Source organism: Cytophagaceae bacterium, assembly GCA_016722655.1.
GTDB lineage: Bacteria > Bacteroidota > Bacteroidia > Cytophagales > Spirosomataceae > Leadbetterella.
Window position 1 is genome coordinate 18,995 of sequence record JADKIR010000005.1, and the last position, 18,236, is coordinate 37,230.

Sequence of the window (18,236 nt, forward strand, 5' to 3'; positions counted from 1 at the left end):
GAATTATTATTTTTCAATATTTTATTTTAAAAGTCATAATTTGAAGGCCATCATCATAAACCTCTGTGTTCATTAATTTCAATTTGATTTCTTTTTTTGAATCTCCAAAAAGCCTAACTCCTTTTCCCAAAATTATTGGATTGAGTTTTACTTTCAAAATGTCAATTTTTTCATTTTCAAACAACCACCCTGCCAACATTCCCCCTCCGCAAAGGTAAATATCTGTTTTAGATTCTTTTTTAAGCTTTTCAATAGCATCAACTTCTAATTTTCGAATATGGACATTAGGGGCCTTCTCTTTAAAAAACAAGTTGTCTGAAAAAATAAAATGCTCCATATTGTCATAAGAGGGTTGGCCTTCTTTTATTCCAAATCGGTATCCAAATTCATAGGTTTTTCTACCCATAATAACAGTTTTATATTTTTTCAGATCTTCCAAGTATTTATCTACACCTTTGCTCTGGTATATAAACTGACTAACATCCTCGTTTTTTCCAGTAATAAATCCATCAAGTGAACAAGCAACATAATACACTATATTTTTCATAAAGTAATATTTTGAGTTAATACAATCTCTACATACCATTGAAAATGGCTTGATTGTAATAATAATAAATAAAATAATTTTTTTTTTTCTCCATTCTAAAATTGGAGAAAACTATAAACTTTGCAAGAAATGCAAGAATTATGCTGCAGAATTGATCATTTTTGTAAAATTTTCTAATGCGAAAATAAAGATTATTTTTATCTTTATTTAAATGAATGCTGTTTTTTTATAAATGCCTTTTTGTCCAAGTAGAGTCTTCGATGGAGATTCCGTAAGCTTAATCACTTATTTTCAGAACCTCGGCCTGGAACGCTGCCTGATTAATTGGAATTTTATGACTTTCAGAAACTCCAATAGGAAGACTCTAAACTAAAATAATCTGCAAAAATCAGTGTTGCTTTCAGCTATCGCAGCCGCAAACCGTTAGTTTCACAAGAGTGCCAACACTCATCAAAAAAAAATCACCGCCACTCTCTGATCTCCCATGCATTCGAAAGGGCGATTTTTTTAAGGTGTTTGTCAGGATTGATACAGATGGGCTTACCGATTGCCGACAAAGCGGGCAGGTCATCGATGGAATCGGAATAGAAACAGGCTTCTTCGACCTTAAAATTATTGTTTTTGCAAAAATCCACCATAGGAATCATCTTATATTTCTCAAAACATAAATCCCCGCTGGGATTGCCCGTCAAAATCCCGTTTTCGACCTCCATTCGGCTACAAATGATATGATCCAGATTCAGTTCGGCAGCAAACAACTCACAGAAATAGTTCATCGACGAGGATGCCAGCACCAGATAAGCACCCTTTGAGCGGTGTAGTTCGATTTCCTCACGGGCAATGGGCAGTATAACTCCTTTTAGCTGCGTTTGAAAAATGTCGGTTGCCATGTCCCTTACCATTTTCTCACTCAGGCCATCGAGCCAGGTTGCCAGACGGGTAATGATGGTCAGGGTTTTTACCAGCCGCAGTTTATAGAGTACCCCAAACATATAGCCAATCATCAGTTTCTTCTTTTTGATAATGCCCCTTCGGTAAGCATCTTTGATCAAAAGCGTGCTGCTGTCGGCCGGAATGAGTGTGCGGTCAAGGTCAAAAAAGGCTACGTAAGGGTGAGAAGCCATAAAAACTATTGCTGTTTAATTGTTCCGAAATCTAAAAATTTAAACACCTAAACCCAAAAATCTCAATACGATTTTGATTCCAATGCTTAAATGCTTCAAAATAAACTTGTTTCAGAAAAATTTAAGTCGAAAATAGTTCACTATTTTCTTCCCTAAATTTTCCTTCCAACTCGTTGATTTTATTGCATTTAAACCTCTCATCATAAAATCTTTTGTGTTTTTTGGGTTAAATAATGCTTTCCATAGGGATTATAAATGATCTCCAGGGATTTGGGTTTTAACGACACCGACAAATCTTTATCAAAAAACAACTCCCCATCAAGATGGAAAGGCACCTTTTGGTCAAAATGGATATTCAGGCTATCGGTTTTGAAATATTCCACATTCTTGTCGGAAAGGTGTGAGCCCGAAGGCACCTGCATAAACAGCCGAATCCTGCTCAAGAGGCCGATTTTCTTAACCAGACAAACGTCCAGCAGTCCGTCGTCGGAGATGGCCTCGGGGGTGATGAAATATTTGGCTGCAAATCGCCGGCCGTTTGCAATCGTTGACATAAAATACTCTGATTCAGAGTGCTCCCGGCCATTCAGGATTTTGAAAGTATGCTCTTTATAAGTCAATAGCGTCTTGAGGATGTGATAGAGATATTTGTCGCCACCTTTGCGTTTTACGGAGCCGTCTTCGGTATAATTTTGTGCAGCTACGTGGGCATCAAATCCCAGGCCCATGCCATTGAGGAAAGCCTTGCCATTGCAGATACCCGTATCAATCTTTACCGTATTGCCTTCCAGGAAAATGTCCCAGTCTTTATCCTCGAAGCGGTTGGGAAAGCCCAGCAACTGTATGGTGTCGTTGCCGGTACCTGCCGACACAATGCCCATTTTTACGCCGGGTTTGTCTATCAGAAAACTGGCCACCTCATTGATGGTGCCATCGCCTCCGACAGCCACAATGCGGTTAAACTTTTCATTGTAAAACTCCTCGGCCAGCTTTGTGCCGTGGCCTTTGTATTGGGTGAGTCTGACTTCGGCATCCAGGTTTTTGGTTTTGATGACGGCCTTCAGTTTTTCCAGATACTTTTCTGCGAAATAATTTCCCGCGGTAGGGTTGAGGACAAAGCCCCACCTGGCTGCAGTTTCAGGGTTTGAGTTCATAGGGGTTTATAGGTTTGGTTTAATCCCGAAGCGATGCACCGGCGGGTTAGGTCGATGATCTCTTCGTCTGGTTTATTTATTAATGTCTTGTATTTTATCCGTTCATGAATCACGATCTCGGGCTCCGCACCGAAGTCTATGATCCAGGTGGTTTTGGGTTTTAGCTCAAAAAAACCGTTAAGTGTCACCGGTATGATGTCCATTTTGGAAGCCTGCATAACTCTGATAAATCCCTTGTAAAACGGCAACAAAGCACCATCCACCGTGCGTGTGCCTTCGGGAAAGATGGCGATGGATTTGCCTGCTGTCTGTCCGCTCACCTGATTGAGGATATCTTTGGCGTTTCGCAGGCCTGAGGTACGCACGGGTATGAACCCGAGCATTTTGAGGGCACGGCCAAACAGCGGAATCCTGAGCAGATATTCTTTGCCAAACCAGGCGATGTCAGGGAAATACGACATGATAGCCGGAATGTCGAAAATGCTGGTATGGTTGGCGATCAGGATGTATTTGTCGCCTCTGTGAATATGCTCTGCTCCTGTTATTTTGATGTTTTTTCCCAAAATCAGGAAAATGACTTTTGACCAAAGCTTTAGCAGGGCGTTCAGGATGCTTTTTTGATCGAGCGTAATGAGCACAATCGTAATCAACACGACGATGGCCGTAAAGGAATAGATGAAAGTATAGGCAATAATCGAAAGAAATGCATTGATTATTTTCCTGAGCATAAATCTGTAATGACGCAAGGACCTGAGTTCAATTGGTTAGTAATTTGCAAAAATCACAGAATAAATTTGAATAAAGCAAGTTTTTCCTGTTTTTCTCCAATGATTTTCGACAGGTTTTGGGGTGGGAGGGATGAATTGTTTTTAAAAAAGATTCTAAGATTTCGTAATACTAGTTGCTGATAGATATTCTGTTAAAATGTCGAAATGGAAGCTGATGTTAGTCCAATCAACATTCTAAAACTGAAACAGGCAACAATTTATTCATAAAACTAAGCCAAGTGAAAAGATAATACTCAAAATTAAGCTAAGGTAATTGTTCCAAAACATGAAGCATTTTCTGGATTTGACTTTCTCTTTTTTGTTCAAAAAATGGCTTGAAAACATCTAATAATTGACGTTTCAGTGAAATCTTTGCAAGAGAAATAACTTCCTCGTCAATATGTCCTCTGATTACCAATTGTCCAAATGCTACGGCCCAAATGGCATTGTCTTGTATTATCAAAAGATCGGAATCATCAAAATTTTTCTTTAAAAAATCAGAATCGAGGCAATTTAAATCTCGTAATGGGTAAAAATCGGGATTGCTCAAAAACTGACTATTTAAAAAGTCAATAGGTTTAGTTCTTGGGTTATCTTGAAATGCCTCACGCAAAAATGAGAAAGTATCACTTCCTTCATCACTTCCAAAAGGGCTTGTCTCTTCCACACAACTCCAATAGAAATCTTCATTCATCAATTTCTTAGATATTGGACTTACTTTAATATCGTTGTTTTCCTCAAAATCACGAATTAGATTTAAAGTGGATGAATTGTGAATAGGACGATTTGATTCAATAGTCTCAACATAGCCTTTTTTAAGCTTTGATTTTATAAGCTTTTCATATTCCTGAATACATTTTTCCTTAGTTTCAAATGTTTTTTCCTCAACTCTACCAGCAGAATGAATTTTTCCAAAAAATATAGTTAAGTTTAAATCATTACATGCTGCTTCCCAATATTTGTCAGATTTTTCGTCTGTGAACCGAAAGAATTTTTCCATTTTTATGTAAATTTTTATTTTAATATTCTGAATATTTCAGACGGTTTATATTTTTTGGATTATAATTTTTTCCAAAAATACCAATAAAATTCTTACTGGAAATAATGCATTAATTAAAATTATATAACTTAGCTCTTCGACATTTTTTTAATGTCGAAGCTAGATTCAGAGGATTTCCAATCCTCAAAAAGGAAAGGTAATTTCCATCTTTCTTATCCTAAAACCAAAATAAACAGTTTAGGGTGGTATTTTATTCAGTATTCATAAGCCATGTTATTGCATTTTGAGCATAAAGGGATTTGCTCATGAAAATTTTGGGATTTAGGATTTTAATTCTGTTTTATCTAGCTTCGACATGTCCATGTGGAACATGTCGAAGAGTTGAATTTAAGAAAAAGCTTTTAATTGCCTGATAAATATTATTTCCAGGAAGGTCAAAATTAGCCGGGTTTTTGGCAATCTTCGGTATTTCTCCAAAAAACGATGGAAAACAATAGTAATGGGCCTGTTTAATACGGCTTTTGATTGCAATTGGGTTTTGTGTTTTTTGCAATTATTAATGTCAAATGATAGGCGGCTTAAAATATTTTTCTATTTTTTTGTAATAAATACGGTCTGAAACTTACTTTATAGGAAATGCATCAAAAATGAAATCTTCTAAAGATGAATTTCTCGAAATACTTTCCAATTATCAGGGGATATTGCACAAAGTCAATTTTATTTATTTTAAAAATAGAACCGACCGGGAAGATAATCTTCAGGAAATCATCTTTCAGCTTTGGAAGTCATATCCGGGTCTCAAAAACCAAAATAGCATTGGCTCGTGGATTTATGCAGTGTCAATAAACACCTCCATATCAAGACTTAAAAAGGCATCCCGAATCGAATATCGGGAAACCATCCCCGACTTGCCTGAGCAATCTACGGTTATGGACGACATGATGCGGAATGAATCTTTGCAATCGTTGTTAAATGCCATTTATGATCTTGATGAAGTGGACAAATCAATCATGCTGCTGTATCTGGAAGAAAAAAGTTATGACGAAATAGCGGAAATCATCGGCATCACGAGGTCGAATGTCGGGGTCAGAATTAATAGAGTGAAAGAATTATTGAAACAAAACTTAAAGCGGTAAAATCATGGAAAATAATGAATTGCGAAAAATATGGAATACCATCGATACTGAAATCAACCAGAAATCGAAAGTTGAACTGGATGTATTGCTGAATAAAAAATCAAGAGAGACCATGAATAAGTTTTTGATTATCATGAGTATAAGCATATTTGTCTGTATTGGCCTTTTGATATTTTTGGCCGTTACGGCGGTCCATCGCCGCAATGATTTGATATATGTATTGAACAATGCTACCCTGGGTATTGTAACGCTTGTTTCCTTGATATCAGGTTTGTGGTCGTGGTATAAAATCCAAAACAACGCCTTCCATCAACCCTTAAAAAACTGGTTGGAATCAAGAATAAGTCTTTTGTCAAAATGGTTGACCGGCAGATACAGTAAGCTGTATTTGGTCTTAATTTCTTTTCTGTATGTGCTGACGATTCTGTCGATACATGTGTATTTTGAAAATAAACCCTTTGTGGAGGTTTTTAAAACCGAAGAATCATTAATTGGCCTGATGGTAGGAGCACCGTTTGGGCTATTTGCAGCCTATTTGGGTGCCTCCAAAATCAGGAAATATCAGATACACAATCTGGAATATCTCAAAGAATTGTATGCACGTCTTTGTGAGCAGGAGTGAGGATGGGAGCTCTTTGGCATTTTCTCAATGTCAAAGCTGTGTAATGAATGTTGTTGAATTTTAGCAAAAATGGGGTTACTCGCCGTTATTTCGGGAATTAGGATTACAAATCCAGTTTTATCTAGCTACGGGATATCCCAGGGGAATATCCCGTAGTGCTGATGGATACTAGCATCAACTGAGTTTTTTCTCTCAAAGTTCGCACGCTTATGATCCTTTGACCAGCGGAACATTTTGAAGAGCATTACTGGAATGATAAATCAACCTGTATTTTTCAAACCACTAGACAATGCATTTATAATACTTAATAACTTATTTAGCAATTTGTCTTTTTCTAAATTATTTTCATCATCCATACTTCGCCATATTTTTAAATATTTAACATGTAACTTGTGTAAAACAAAAAGTTTTTCATTCCGCCATTTTAAATTATCATACTGCCCCAATCTTCTGTTTGTTGAAGAATCATTAAATAGCTCTTCAATATACTGTAAACCATTTTGGTAATCAGCTAATAACATAGACATAAACAATTTCTTTTCATTCTCATCCTCATCAAGCGAAGCATATAAGTTCATTATTTCTAAGTTAGATAAGATAAGATTGGTCTCTGTTTGAATCATCAAAAACTTAATGAAGTTCCAGCTATTTATTCCTTTTATTAAATTTTCGAATTCATGAGGTTTTTCGATTTTCAATTTTTTCAGGGCTTCACCAAGCCCAAACCATCCTGTTAAAGCAAATCTTGATAAATTCCAACTAAATACCCATGGAATAGCCCTAAGGTCTTTTAGTGTTCTGGTACCTGTTCTCCTGGCTGGCCTTGATCCGATTTTACTCTTTTCCAATACATCTATACATGTCGTTTTGCTGTAAAAGTTTATCAAGCCTGGGGTTTCAATTAGGTTTTTATAATGTTCATATGACTTTTCTGCAATAAACTCCATTGCTTCAATGGGATATTGAGTCTTTTCTATTTTTGTTTGGCTCTCAATTAAATGCCTGGCTATACCCGATGACAATGCACTTAAGTTGTAGGTTGCAGTTTTTGGATTTCCAAATAGTTGTGCAACAGATTCGCCTTGAACAGTAATTTTCAAAGTGCCATTTATAGTGCTTTCAGGCATACTTTCTACAAAACGATGGTATTTTCCACCACCTCTACTAATGGTACCACCTGTGCCATGGAAAAAGTAAATTTCTGTGTTATTATCTTTGCCAACTTTAGTCAAAGCTATTTCGGCCTGGTATAGATTCCACTTACTTGCTATTGTGCCACCATCTTTATTGCTGTCACTGTAACCTAACATAATCTCTTGAGCAAACCCAGTGTATTTTCTACGGGATTGTGTAATTGGATGTTTAAAAAATGCATCTAAAATTTGAGGGCCATGGTGCAGATCCTCAATGGTTTCTAAAAGTGGAACTACTTTAATGCTGGTATTTAATAACTGGGTTTCACGCATAAATAAGTAAACAACCAATAAATCACTAAAATCCCTGGTCATACTAACAATAAAAGAGCCTATACCGTCAACTCCATACTGATTTATATGTTGGCGAATAACTTTATAACAATCTAAAATAGCATCTGCCTCCAACCCATAGGAAATCGTTACATCAGTAATAAGTTCATTTTTTTCTAATATTTGGCTTAGATATTTTATCCGTTTTGTTTCTTCCCATGTTTCAAAATCATAATCTTTCTCACCATTGCATTTTAAAATTTGAGATATTGCTTTATCATGAAAAGCACTATTCTGTCTTATATCTAATTTCGCCAGGTGAAATCCAAAGCTTTTTACTATTCTTTCAACAGGAAATAACAGACTTTCTGCAATGCTATTTAAACCATTTTGTATTAAAACTCCTCTTAATACTTTTAAATCTATTTCTAAAGCTTTACTAGATTTATAGTGTGATTTTGAATCTGTGTAATTTTCCGAAATAGTATTATCTAATTGGCAAATCATTAGATTTACAAATTGCCTCCATGGTTCATAGCGGTTTCGGTTAATGGCCCGTTTGCCTGACTCACCCAAAAGCTTTTCTTTGTTTTCTATTGCCTCTGATAGTTCAAAAGGAATAGGGTTGGTAATAGCAGAGACAGATATTTTTTTTGCCAAATTTTCCAATTCATCTCTTACAAGATTTAACGCAGTTTTTCTGTGAATCAGAAGAGTTTCTTTAGTGATAAGAGCAGAAACAAATGGATGTCCATCTCTGTCGCCACCCACCCAACTTCCAAATTCAATTTTTGGAAATAAATCCGGATTTTTTATTTTAAGTGGGTTAAGACCCAATGCTACCCATGAACTTTTCAATTGGTCGTCGGTATTTTTTAGTACATTGGGAAAGACCTTTTTGAGGTAATGCAATACATTAGCTCTTTCGTCACTTATTTCCGGTTTTTCCATGTAAATCTCTCCGGTTCTCCACCATCTTTCCAATAGATGGAGGATATTCTCCCTGATTACATTTTGCTCAATTTTACTTAATGAGGAATTCTCTTTTTGAACTAATAGTAAAAATAACTCTCGATGAATTTCCAAAACAGTTATTCTTTTAGCCTCAGTGGGATGTGCAGTTAGAACCGGTATAATATGGGTTTTAGAAATTGCATTGAGCATTTCCTCTTCAGATAGGTTTGCTTTTTTCCATATATTTAATGTTTCGGCCCAAGACCCACGAATTGTTACAATTTTTTCCTGGTCTTCGAGTTTTCTTCTGTACTGCATAGCAGCATTTTCTTCGACCAATGTTATGAGTTGAAAATATATACTTAGAGCTTGAATCGTTTTACCGTTGGGTAGTTCTTCAATATCTGTTTTTACATTATTTATTGAATAATTAACTAAATCAATTACTTGATTTTCGTTAATTCTTGAGAGCATTTCTATATAACAATCAATAATAAATCTTCGGTCATCAGAGATCTTCTTAAAATGTGTTTGTTCAATATTCATAATTAAAAAAGTACCTATTTATATTTAGTTTATAGTAAAATCCTATTTATGTAAAAAACTTCAGTAATAATCCGGATTTGAATTCTTAAGTTTAGTTTTTATAAATAGTTCCGATTTAGTGAGATAAATTTTTACATTTATTTTAAATCTATATTTTTTGTAGGACAAAATAAATCGAACCTTGTTAAGCTGCAAAAGGCGATCTTAGATTTAATGGTATTTTAATTCTAAAAATTACCACTCACCATTATTATCCCAATCTGGAAGCTTGATAGATAGGATTTTCAATTCTCAAAAAGGAAACGTAAATCATAATTTCCTTTTCTAATGACATAATAATCAGCTACATGTAGGTCTTTGGTTCTGTTTTTTTAAGCTTTGTTATTGAATTTTATAATAAAATGGGGTTTTCTGGTAGTTTTTTCGGCAATTGGGGTTAATTTTTTCTTAGGTAGCTTTGGGATGTCCCGGCGGAACAGACCGAAGGGCTAAAAATCAAAGAAATAGTATATCGCAAATCTTTCCACTTACCTTAATATTTATTTTGTCAGAGACCTCCATTATTCGATTACGCTGTGCTTCAATGAGATCAATGCTTATTTTTTTAATTCTGGCTTGATTTTGTTTTTTGTTGAGTTCAAAATTCATCTCTAAATCGTCGTTGGCATAGGAATATTTATTTTTTTGACGTAAACCATTCAACTCACAGAAAGCTCTGTATTCTGCCAATTTCGATTTATCCAATGTCACCGTTACCGATTTTATTTTATTGAATTGACGTGGGTATTTTTTCCCATTTGAGAGTTTGGTGTTGAATTCCTCATAGCTCATTTCCTGGCTGAGTTCGTCACCTGCAAATCCCAAATATTGTAAGAATTCTTTTTGGTATTCCAGGATACTGATTTCGTAATTGGTTTTGGTGGATGCCAGATTTAGGGTTTTGTACCAGACGATTTTGGCATCTTCTTCATTTAAATGGGTTGTATTGGTGTCAAAGGCAATTCCTTTATTTTGGACTGTAGTTATCAAATTATTTAGCAATCCCAAACTCCGGGTTTTAAATTCTATGCCAAAATCATGGAGGCGGTTTCCTATTTTATCAATGTTGTTGGGCTTAAAAAACTCCAAATTTGCGGCTTTGCCGATGGCATATTTTCCGGTATATTCTTCTTCAAGCGTTTTAGTGGTGCTTTCCTGACAAAAAAACAGCGTATCACGTACATAAGCATTTGAAAATAGCTGCTCATAAGAGATGGAGTCAATACAAATATAAATGGTGTTGCAATCGGTTTTGGTTTGAGCTAAAGCAAATTGGATGGATATTAGGAAGATAATCAATGATTTCATAGCTATTTGTTTTTATTTCAATTGTAGTTTTTTTCAATTTTAAGCATTAATGCTCTTTGTCAATTTCTCAATGTAAAGACTAAATGATTACGTATTCCAATCCTCAAAAAGTAAAAATAATCTCAATATTTCCCTTACTAATTCCATAATAATTAGCAACATGCAGGTCATTAATTAACAACTAAAGCATGTTATTGAATTTAAAGCAATTATAAGCAAAAATAGATTTTACTCATAATAATTTCATTACTCAGGATTATTAAACCAATTGATTTCAGCCTCTGGATGCCATCGCAAAACATTGCGACGTTTCAAATTTAGTGCTTTTTTCAAAACCAAAGCCCGAAAGAGGTCTTCCGGGCTTGTGGTAAATGTTGTTTCTATCTTTTCAATAATCTGTTGATTTCGGTAAGTTTTTGCTCCAGAGCTTCAATCTGCTTTTGCTGAGATTTGATGGCTTCCAACAAAACTGGAATCAAATCATCATATCGTACACCTTTCATGCCTGAATCCAGCTCTAGCACGGCTTCGGGATATACCTTTTCTACTTCCTGGGCGATAAAGCCCATTCTTTTCTGGTCGGGATTTTCCTTAAACTCATAACTTACACCCTGCATCGCCATGATTTTTTCAATAGGATTGTCAAGCGGAGCAATGTTTTGCTTTAAACGCATATCAGAAGCTGCGGGGTTTGTTTTTTTGATGGTTCCGTCGGTTTCGATGGTAAGAAAGGTAGCGTTGGCGTTGTCGGTGGCCACGCTCCTAAATCTTGCAGAGCCATCCACGTCGAGTAATTGGGTGGGTAGATCGGTGCCCAGGCCTAGTTTTCCGTTTTTATACATCGTGAGGGCATTGGAGCGGGCATTGTTGCCGGTTCCGTTGCCGATGATAAGCAAGGGGTCATTATTATCATGGGCCGTGGCCGAAAGTGCTCCTCCGATCAGGTCGGTAGTCAGGGAATCGTTGTATGTGCCCAGCATTGTTGCACCGAACACGTTGTTGACCAAGCCCAATCCGCCACTCAGGCTATTATTTCCATTGCTTTTATTGACAGTTCCTATTGCTATCCCCTGTGAACCGGCTCCTTTGTTACCGCTTCCCAAAGCAACGTTATAATCTCCGGTTGGCAGATTTGAATATCCTATTGCCAGGGCTCTGATTCCTGCAGATTGATTGTCAAAGCCAATGTTCATTGCTCTTTCAGTTTTGGAGGTATTGGCTTCTCCGAAATTGTACGATGATACACCTGAGTTATTGTTAAAGTATCCAATTGAGAAAGATCGGTCAGCACTTACGTCATTTTCGTAGCCAAAGGCAAACTCTAAGATGTTTTTACCTTTGTTATCCTTTCCAATCAGATAGTTATTGGAAAATTGGGCGTTATTACCCTGACCAATAGCTACTGAATTGGTACCCTGAGCAGAAATGAGGTTGGAGCGACCTAATGCAATAGAAGCAGATCCTGAAGTATTGTTGAGGATTCCGAAACTTAAAGACTGATTCCCGGTGGCATAATTGCTAAATCCACCGGCAAAACTTTGAGCTCCTGAGGCTTCATTTTGCATTCCTACTGCTCCCGATGCCAGACCTGTAACTTTTAAATCTAAACCTATCGCAAAACTGTAATGGCCAATATTGGCATTGTTCCATTGAGTGCCTGATACTGAGCCCACTCTGAATGCACTACGATCGGGAATCCACATGAGTCGTGTTCCTGCTCCTGAATCAGGCAAGACCAATGGCGTGGGGACAGTAAAATTGTAGAGGGAACTCCTTTTGCTATATATGCCCTGGCCGGTACCGGTGGGTTCTAACAAAATACTTTGTGAAAATCCTGAAATACATAGCAGTAAAAATGCCGGTAATAATAGTTTTTGTTTCATTTCTATGAGTTTATGGGTTTACGCATCCTCCGATTTCGGCTTTGAAGACCGTGCCGGTATCCGCTATAAATACATCGTTGTTACCATCGATAGTTATACTTTGTCCTGCTTTTAGTGTAAGCTGACCGGATCCGGTCAATTTATTATTGGCGGTAATAGTCAGGCTGGTTGATTTTGAAACGATACCACTTGTGATATCATCTGAAGGACTGTTCAGTGTAATGATTTGATTACAAGGCACAACGGCACAAGTTTTTAATACCAACGGCTTTGAACTTACTCCTGGTCTGTTTGTACTCTGAGCCAAAATCCTATACCCAGAAATTTGGTCCAGATTGGCGGGAATATTTACCTGCAATAAGCCTCCAAAACTTCCTGAAAGCACAGAAGTGGTCCCGAGAAGAATATTGGTATTGAATAAACCGGCAGAATTACTAAGGAATATATCCACGGTTTCAGAGCTGGAAAATTCAAAATCAGAGATATAATTTATGGTGACCGGAGCATTTATACATAATGAATCAGGGGAGGGTATAACTTCCATGTGTTTTTCATTTACATAAATTTGATGCACCAGGGGCTCACTCCATCGATTCCTTTCGTCTTTTGACCTGATAAATAAATTGTAAAATCCGTCAGGGAGACTGGACACCGTTACATTAATATTCGTATTATTCAAACTGGTGAGTCCGGCGGTTATTGGGATATTCTCCCCATTCCCAAATCCAGGGTCGGTATCGATGAAATATTCCGCTTTTACGATGGCGGGGGTGGCAACAGCAGGTGAATTTTCCAATTGTCGCATGATCACTTCTGACCATTGTCCTTTTTCGTTTTGGGTTCTAACAAAAAGAAAATCGGTGGCTGGGGTCAAACTAGCGGCTGGAATTGTGAAATTCACATTCGTTAGATTTAGCTGACCAGCAGTGATCGGAATGCTTACGCCGTTTCCAAATCCCGGGTCGCTATTGATAAAATATTCCGTTTTAACTATAGCAGGTGCCGCCAATGTTGGTACATTTTCCAATTGTTTCATCAGCACCTCAGACCATTGTCCTTTTTCATTTTTGGTTCTGACAAAAAGGAAATCGGTGCCTGCAGTCAAACTTGCAGAAGGAATCGTAAAACTAACATTGCTCAAATCTACCTGCCCGGCAGTGATTGGGATATTCACGCCATTTCCAAATCCGGGATCAGTATTGATGAAATATTCGGCTTTTACGATAGCAGGAGATACAGCAGGAGGAACATTTTCCAATTGTTTCATCAACACCTCTGACCATTGTCCTTTTTCGTTTTGGGTTCTTACATAAAGGAAATCGGTTCCTGCTGTCAAACTGCCTGATGGAATGGTAAAATTCACATTCGCTAAATCAACAAGACCAGCCGTAACCGGAATATTTACCCCATTGCCAAATCCCGGGTCGGAATTGATAAAATACTCGGCTTTTACAATTGACGAAGAGACAAGAAGGGGTACATTTTCAAGCTGTTTCATCATGACTTCAGACCATTGTCCTTTTTCGTTTTGGGTCCTGACATAAAGGAAATCAGTTCCTGAGGTCAAACTGGCCGATGGAATTGTAAAATTTACATTTGTAAGATTTATTTGACCCCCAGTGACCGGGATGCTAACCCCATTTCCAATTCCCGGATCGGAATTGATAAAATATTCGGCTTTAACAATAGAAGGTGCGTCAACAACTGGCACATTTTCCAATTGTTTCATCATCACTTCAGACCACTGCCCTTTTTCGTTTTTGGTTCTGACAAAAAGAAAATCGGTGCCAGCTGTCAAACTGCCTGACGGAATGGTAAAATTGATATTTGATAAATCTGTGAGACCAGCCGTAATTGGAATATTTACAGCATTCCCAAATCCCGGGTCGGTATTGATAAAATATTCTGCTTTTACAATGGCAGGTACCGGGTTCGAAGTGATATTTTCCAATTGTTTCATCAAAACTTCCGACCATTGACCTTTTTCATTTTTGGTTCTAACAAAAAGGAAATCGGTGCCTGCTGTCAAACTGCCTGATGGAATGGTAAAATTGATATTTGATAATTCAACGAGACCTGCCGTAACCGGAATATTTACACCATTCCCAAATCCCGGGTCGGTATTGATAAAATATTCCGCTTTTACAATAGCAGGTACTGGGTTGGAAGTGACATTTTCCAATTGTTTCATCAAAACGTCCGACCAAAGACCTTTTTCATTTTTGGTCCTAACAAAAAGGAAATCGGTGCCTGGGGTCAAACTGCCAGATGGAATGGTAAAATTGATATTTGATAAATCAACGAGACCGGCCGTGATCGGAATATTTAATCCATTGCCAAATCCCGGGTCTGTATTGATGAAATATTCAGCTTTAACGATTGAAGGTAAGACAACAGGGGGCACATTTTCCAATTGTTTCATCATGACTTCAGACCATTGTCCTTTTTCGTTTTTGGTTCTGACAAAAAGAAAATCGGTACCGGAGGTCAAACTAGCAGCCGGTATGGTAAAACTTACATTGCTCAAGTCCAATTGCCCGGCTGTAATAGGAATATTTACCCCATTCCCAAATCCCGGATCAGTATTGATGAAATATTCAGCTTTCACAATTGCCGGTGTAAGTACAGGCGTTGGAACAATTTTCTTTTGAAAAACAATCCCCCAATTTCCATTATCGAATCTTGCCCTGATATATAAAAACGTAGCTGCGTTAAATCCGGCTTGAGGAATATTGAAACTAAAATTGTTCAACTCTTTTTGCAAACCCGGTGAAAAAGGAAGGTTGATGCCGTTACCTATACCTGGGTCTGAATCAAGAAAATATTCCAGTTTATCAATATTCTGACCAAAGACTAATGAGCCGGGAAGTACCAGAAAGCATAGCCAAAATAATAGCCTTTTCATGCTATTAATTGCGTTTGATGCTTATCGTAATTGGAATATTTCCGCCCGAAGTAGGTCCCTGGGTAAATGCACTAATCATCGGAAAAGGTGGTATTCCTGATAAAACATATGGATCCGGGCCAGCAAATACGCCACAATCTACGCCATTAACGCCTTTGGTTTTAGCAGGAGAAGCAACTGCTAGTTTAAACCTTTCATCCCATAGGTCATCCAAAATTCTAGGTTCGGCTACTTGGAAGATGGTATTGGTTGCTGTAGTAAAGAAATTATTAAAACTAGGCGTACTTGTGCACCCTACACACACATTATTGAATACATTGGATTCGTTAGGAAAACTCAAAGTAGCAGTAGGTCCTTGAAAAATAATATTGTTATAAGTTACAGCCGAATTGGGTGTAATTCCACCAAAAATTATACAATTTTTCACTAAATTATTGGTTGAACCGCCAGTAAAGCTGCCCAAAATAATGCAATTGCTTATTACAGTATTGGAAGCTAAATTGTTAATATCCCCAATTATAAAACACCTTTTTATTAGATTATTGCCTCCACCATAGGTGTTTCGGATAATAGTATTAAACAAACAACCAATAACTGAAATATCAGAAGTAATACCGAAAGTGGTTACACTTGTACCAAAAGTTATGTTACCATAAAGGCCATTATCAGACTGCACAGTAAGGCCATACAAAACAGTTCCTGTGGGATTTGTAGTAGTTGGTGAATTAGTACCAACTATGCTTATTCCGCTTACTTTTGTACTTCTTTTATCAAAAGGAGTTATCGGGTTTTTATCCAAAAAATATCCCGAACCTATTAAAACTATTTTTTTATTGATGTTTATGCCACCATAACTGATATCTGATGGCTCTAAATAAATAGTGTCCACTACTGTACTCGAAGCCGCAAGGTGGGCATCCGAAAAACTACTATAAACCAACCCAGTGGCTATTACACCAGGATTATTGTTTACCCTGCGAATTGTTGCAAATGAGCTAATACAAACCAGCAAAGCGATAAGAGTAAAAAATGTCTTTTTCATGAGTTTAAATATTTGATTGTTAATATTTTAAAAAAAAATGATAGCTTACGAATTAATTATTTGAATGGCCTGAAACAAATCGTTTCTCTTTCTTCTCGATATCACACATTGCATGTCGTTGACCAGAAAGGCGTTGGTTCCATCTACATATTTCAGAAACTGTGTGTTAATCATTGTTGAACGATGAATCCTTACCATATTTTTGAAAGGTAGAAAACGCTCTTCCAGCGTTTGTATGTTGGTGCTAACTATGATTCTACGGCCAGTTTTCAGATACAAATAGGAGTAACTTATGTCTGCTTTGATCATCACAATATCGGTTGGGCTAATCTCCATTCTGGACCCCACATGAACCTCTGTAAAAGGGCACATGGTTTTTGTGAAGTTTTTTTCAAGTTTTTTTCTTATTGTTTTCATGCTTGCGATTGTTTTTATTTTTGTTTTTCAGAATAAAACATCACGCCTCTCAGGGCCATGTCATTTCCAAGCCAGTTGGTGCCGGCTTCAAGATACAGATAATAGTAAAACTCCTTGTTGTCAATTACTTCGGGAGACGCTGGGTCATTATAGCTTTCCAATACGTCGGTTCCTGGTGTGGAGCTAACTGAGACTATAGTAGAGGTACCCGAACCGGTATCTAGCTTTTGTACTTTTTTGAAACGCACCGTCATGGTGCCTCCGGCAGACTGTTTGTAGTGAAACGCCATCTGTTTGATGATGAAGCCATCGGGTAGCTCAACCGGTGCGAACATGTAGGCCTCGGTCAGCTTGGTGCCGTTGGTAAACGACACAAAATTATTTACGATATCCCGCTGAAAATTGGCAGCAGTTATAGCTGAATTAGTTTGAGGCTGAAACCCCATAGCCGATACATTGAAGCTTCCCAAACTGGTAGTAGATGGACATTCTATGAGGTTGCCGCTGTCATCGGTGCATACATCTCTTGTACCGGTTCCTGATAAGTTGGTAGCTCTTAGATTCAGTGCCTGTACCGTGGCAGTAGAGCTTATTCCGCCTCCCACTTTTAATCTATAAACTAAAGATGAATTAGGTGTTACCCCAATATTAACGACACCATTTTTTTGTACTAAAAGTGCATTGGAACGTGAGCCAGCCGATTGCCCGTTGCCAATAGTAAAAAGTGGGTCAGTTGAATTCCATGAAGTAACAGGAGAAACAGGAGGCGAATTAAAAGCTCCAACAACCGTATTGGCAAAACCATTGAGCTCAAGACCCCAACCCATGCCATAATTGTATTGACCGCCTGTTTGATTATTACTCTCACCAATTAAGACGGTGTTGCTTGTGCCATCGGAGATATTATTGTTAAATCCGCCTCTTGTAGAGTTGGTGCCTACTACTTGCCAATTACCTGATGGTGAAACCGGAATGTCTTGCCAGGTGGCATTACCATCCAAATCAGAGGTTAATACCTTTCCGGGTGCTTCGTTGTGGTTTTTGATCCGGAGTTTTGATTTGATAATCATAGAATCTGTCCGTGATTCTACCTGTGCATTAACAATGTAAGTTTGTGTCAGTAAAAATAAAATGAATAATTTTCTCATACCTTATTTTTTAATTGCAACAAAGCTAGGTTTGATTAAAATGGTGTGGTACTACTAATGTTAGTAGGGTTTTATTTAACGGTAAATTCTGACACAGAAACCCACAGTTTTTGGCGGATTTCGCCTGTTTATTTTTCATTTTTAAAATTATCTTTACAGAAAATTTTAAAACTTTAAG

At 37.4% G+C, this 18,236-nt stretch carries 14 protein-coding genes; 2 read left to right on the top strand and 12 right to left on the bottom strand.

The window, feature by feature from the left end; translation table 11 throughout:
• Positions 1–13: 13 nt before the first annotated feature.
• From IPP61_15835 to IPP61_15855, 5 genes are all read right to left on the bottom strand, one after another.
• On the bottom strand, positions 14–547 hold the full coding sequence (locus IPP61_15835) for a dihydrofolate reductase family protein (protein ID MBL0326621.1): 534 nt from the start codon (positions 545–547) through the stop codon (positions 14–16).
• 461 nt (positions 548–1,008) lie between these two features.
• Complete coding sequence (locus IPP61_15840; GenBank protein ID MBL0326622.1) at positions 1,009–1,671, bottom strand: HAD-IB family hydrolase; 663 nt, start codon at positions 1,669–1,671, stop codon at positions 1,009–1,011.
• A gap of 200 nt (positions 1,672–1,871) precedes the next feature.
• A complete protein-coding gene (locus IPP61_15845; GenBank protein MBL0326623.1) occupies positions 1,872–2,825 on the bottom strand; it encodes a diacylglycerol kinase family lipid kinase in 954 nt (317 codons plus the stop codon).
• Positions 2,822–3,553 carry a 1-acyl-sn-glycerol-3-phosphate acyltransferase gene (locus tag IPP61_15850; GenBank protein MBL0326624.1) on the bottom strand — a complete coding sequence of 244 codons (732 nt, stop codon included), beginning with the start codon at positions 3,551–3,553 and terminating at the stop codon, positions 2,822–2,824. Before IPP61_15850 ends, IPP61_15845 begins: the two co-directional genes overlap by 4 nt.
• Positions 3,554–3,857: 304 nt before the next feature.
• Positions 3,858–4,592 (bottom strand): WGR domain-containing protein, encoded by a 735-nt coding sequence (locus IPP61_15855; protein ID MBL0326625.1) that lies wholly within the window; start codon positions 4,590–4,592, stop codon positions 3,858–3,860.
• Between the two features lie 647 nt (positions 4,593–5,239).
• On the opposite strand from IPP61_15855, the gene IPP61_15860 reads away from it, so the two are divergent.
• Together IPP61_15860 and IPP61_15865 are read left to right on the top strand one after the other, a co-directional pair.
• On the top strand, positions 5,240–5,728 hold the full coding sequence (locus IPP61_15860; GenBank protein MBL0326626.1) for an RNA polymerase sigma factor: 489 nt from the start codon (positions 5,240–5,242) through the stop codon (positions 5,726–5,728).
• A 4-nt stretch (positions 5,729–5,732) separates the two neighbouring features.
• Positions 5,733–6,350: a hypothetical protein gene (locus IPP61_15865; protein MBL0326627.1), complete on the top strand. Its 618-nt coding sequence runs from the start codon at positions 5,733–5,735 to the stop codon at positions 6,348–6,350.
• Between the two features lie 260 nt (positions 6,351–6,610).
• On the opposite strand, the gene IPP61_15870 is transcribed toward IPP61_15865, so the two are convergent.
• The 7 genes from IPP61_15870 to IPP61_15900 form a co-directional block, all read right to left on the bottom strand.
• Positions 6,611–9,316: a phosphoenolpyruvate carboxylase gene (locus IPP61_15870; GenBank protein ID MBL0326628.1), complete on the bottom strand. Its 2,706-nt coding sequence runs from the start codon at positions 9,314–9,316 to the stop codon at positions 6,611–6,613.
• A 495-nt stretch (positions 9,317–9,811) separates the two neighbouring features.
• Positions 9,812–10,663, bottom strand: a complete 852-nt coding sequence (locus tag IPP61_15875) for a hypothetical protein (protein ID MBL0326629.1) — start codon at positions 10,661–10,663, stop codon at positions 9,812–9,814.
• A gap of 380 nt (positions 10,664–11,043) precedes the next feature.
• Positions 11,044–12,546, bottom strand: coding sequence for a tail fiber domain-containing protein (locus tag IPP61_15880; protein ID MBL0326630.1), 1,503 nt, complete (start codon positions 12,544–12,546; stop codon positions 11,044–11,046).
• A 10-nt stretch (positions 12,547–12,556) separates the two neighbouring features.
• Positions 12,557–15,451 (bottom strand): hypothetical protein, encoded by a 2,895-nt coding sequence (locus IPP61_15885; protein MBL0326631.1) that lies wholly within the window; start codon positions 15,449–15,451, stop codon positions 12,557–12,559.
• A gap of 4 nt (positions 15,452–15,455) precedes the next feature.
• Positions 15,456–16,493 carry a hypothetical protein gene (locus IPP61_15890; GenBank protein ID MBL0326632.1) on the bottom strand — a complete coding sequence of 346 codons (1,038 nt, stop codon included), beginning with the start codon at positions 16,491–16,493 and terminating at the stop codon, positions 15,456–15,458.
• A 45-nt stretch (positions 16,494–16,538) separates the two neighbouring features.
• Entirely contained in the window at positions 16,539–16,910 is a 372-nt protein-coding gene (locus tag IPP61_15895; protein ID MBL0326633.1) for a LytTR family transcriptional regulator, read from the bottom strand.
• A 14-nt stretch (positions 16,911–16,924) separates the two neighbouring features.
• Entirely contained in the window at positions 16,925–18,058 is a 1,134-nt protein-coding gene (locus IPP61_15900) for a hypothetical protein (GenBank protein MBL0326634.1), read from the bottom strand.
• Positions 18,059–18,236 lie beyond the last annotated feature (178 nt).

What these genes read in the sequence shown, in the direction of transcription:
- IPP61_15890 (MBL0326632.1), bottom strand. Translation starts at nt 16,493, where the DNA reads ATGAAAAAGACATTTTTTACTCTTATCGCTTTGCTGGTTTGTATTAGC.
- IPP61_15835 (MBL0326621.1), bottom strand. Translation starts at nt 547, where the DNA reads ATGAAAAATATAGTGTATTATGTTGCTTGTTCACTTGATGGATTTATT.
- IPP61_15860 (MBL0326626.1), top strand. Translation starts at nt 5,240, where the DNA reads ATGAAATCTTCTAAAGATGAATTTCTCGAAATACTTTCCAATTATCAG.
- IPP61_15870 (MBL0326628.1), bottom strand. Translation starts at nt 9,316, where the DNA reads ATGAATATTGAACAAACACATTTTAAGAAGATCTCTGATGACCGAAGA.
- IPP61_15865 (MBL0326627.1), top strand. Translation starts at nt 5,733, where the DNA reads ATGGAAAATAATGAATTGCGAAAAATATGGAATACCATCGATACTGAA.
- IPP61_15900 (MBL0326634.1), bottom strand. Translation starts at nt 18,058, where the DNA reads ATGAGAAAATTATTCATTTTATTTTTACTGACACAAACTTACATTGTT.
- IPP61_15875 (MBL0326629.1), bottom strand. Translation starts at nt 10,663, where the DNA reads ATGAAATCATTGATTATCTTCCTAATATCCATCCAATTTGCTTTAGCT.
- IPP61_15895 (MBL0326633.1), bottom strand. Translation starts at nt 16,910, where the DNA reads ATGAAAACAATAAGAAAAAAACTTGAAAAAAACTTCACAAAAACCATG.
- IPP61_15880 (MBL0326630.1), bottom strand. Translation starts at nt 12,546, where the DNA reads ATGAAACAAAAACTATTATTACCGGCATTTTTACTGCTATGTATTTCA.
- IPP61_15840 (MBL0326622.1), bottom strand. Translation starts at nt 1,671, where the DNA reads ATGGCTTCTCACCCTTACGTAGCCTTTTTTGACCTTGACCGCACACTC.
- IPP61_15850 (MBL0326624.1), bottom strand. Translation starts at nt 3,553, where the DNA reads ATGCTCAGGAAAATAATCAATGCATTTCTTTCGATTATTGCCTATACT.
- IPP61_15855 (MBL0326625.1), bottom strand. Translation starts at nt 4,592, where the DNA reads ATGGAAAAATTCTTTCGGTTCACAGACGAAAAATCTGACAAATATTGG.
- IPP61_15845 (MBL0326623.1), bottom strand. Translation starts at nt 2,825, where the DNA reads ATGAACTCAAACCCTGAAACTGCAGCCAGGTGGGGCTTTGTCCTCAAC.
- IPP61_15885 (MBL0326631.1), bottom strand. Translation starts at nt 15,451, where the DNA reads ATGAAAAGGCTATTATTTTGGCTATGCTTTCTGGTACTTCCCGGCTCA.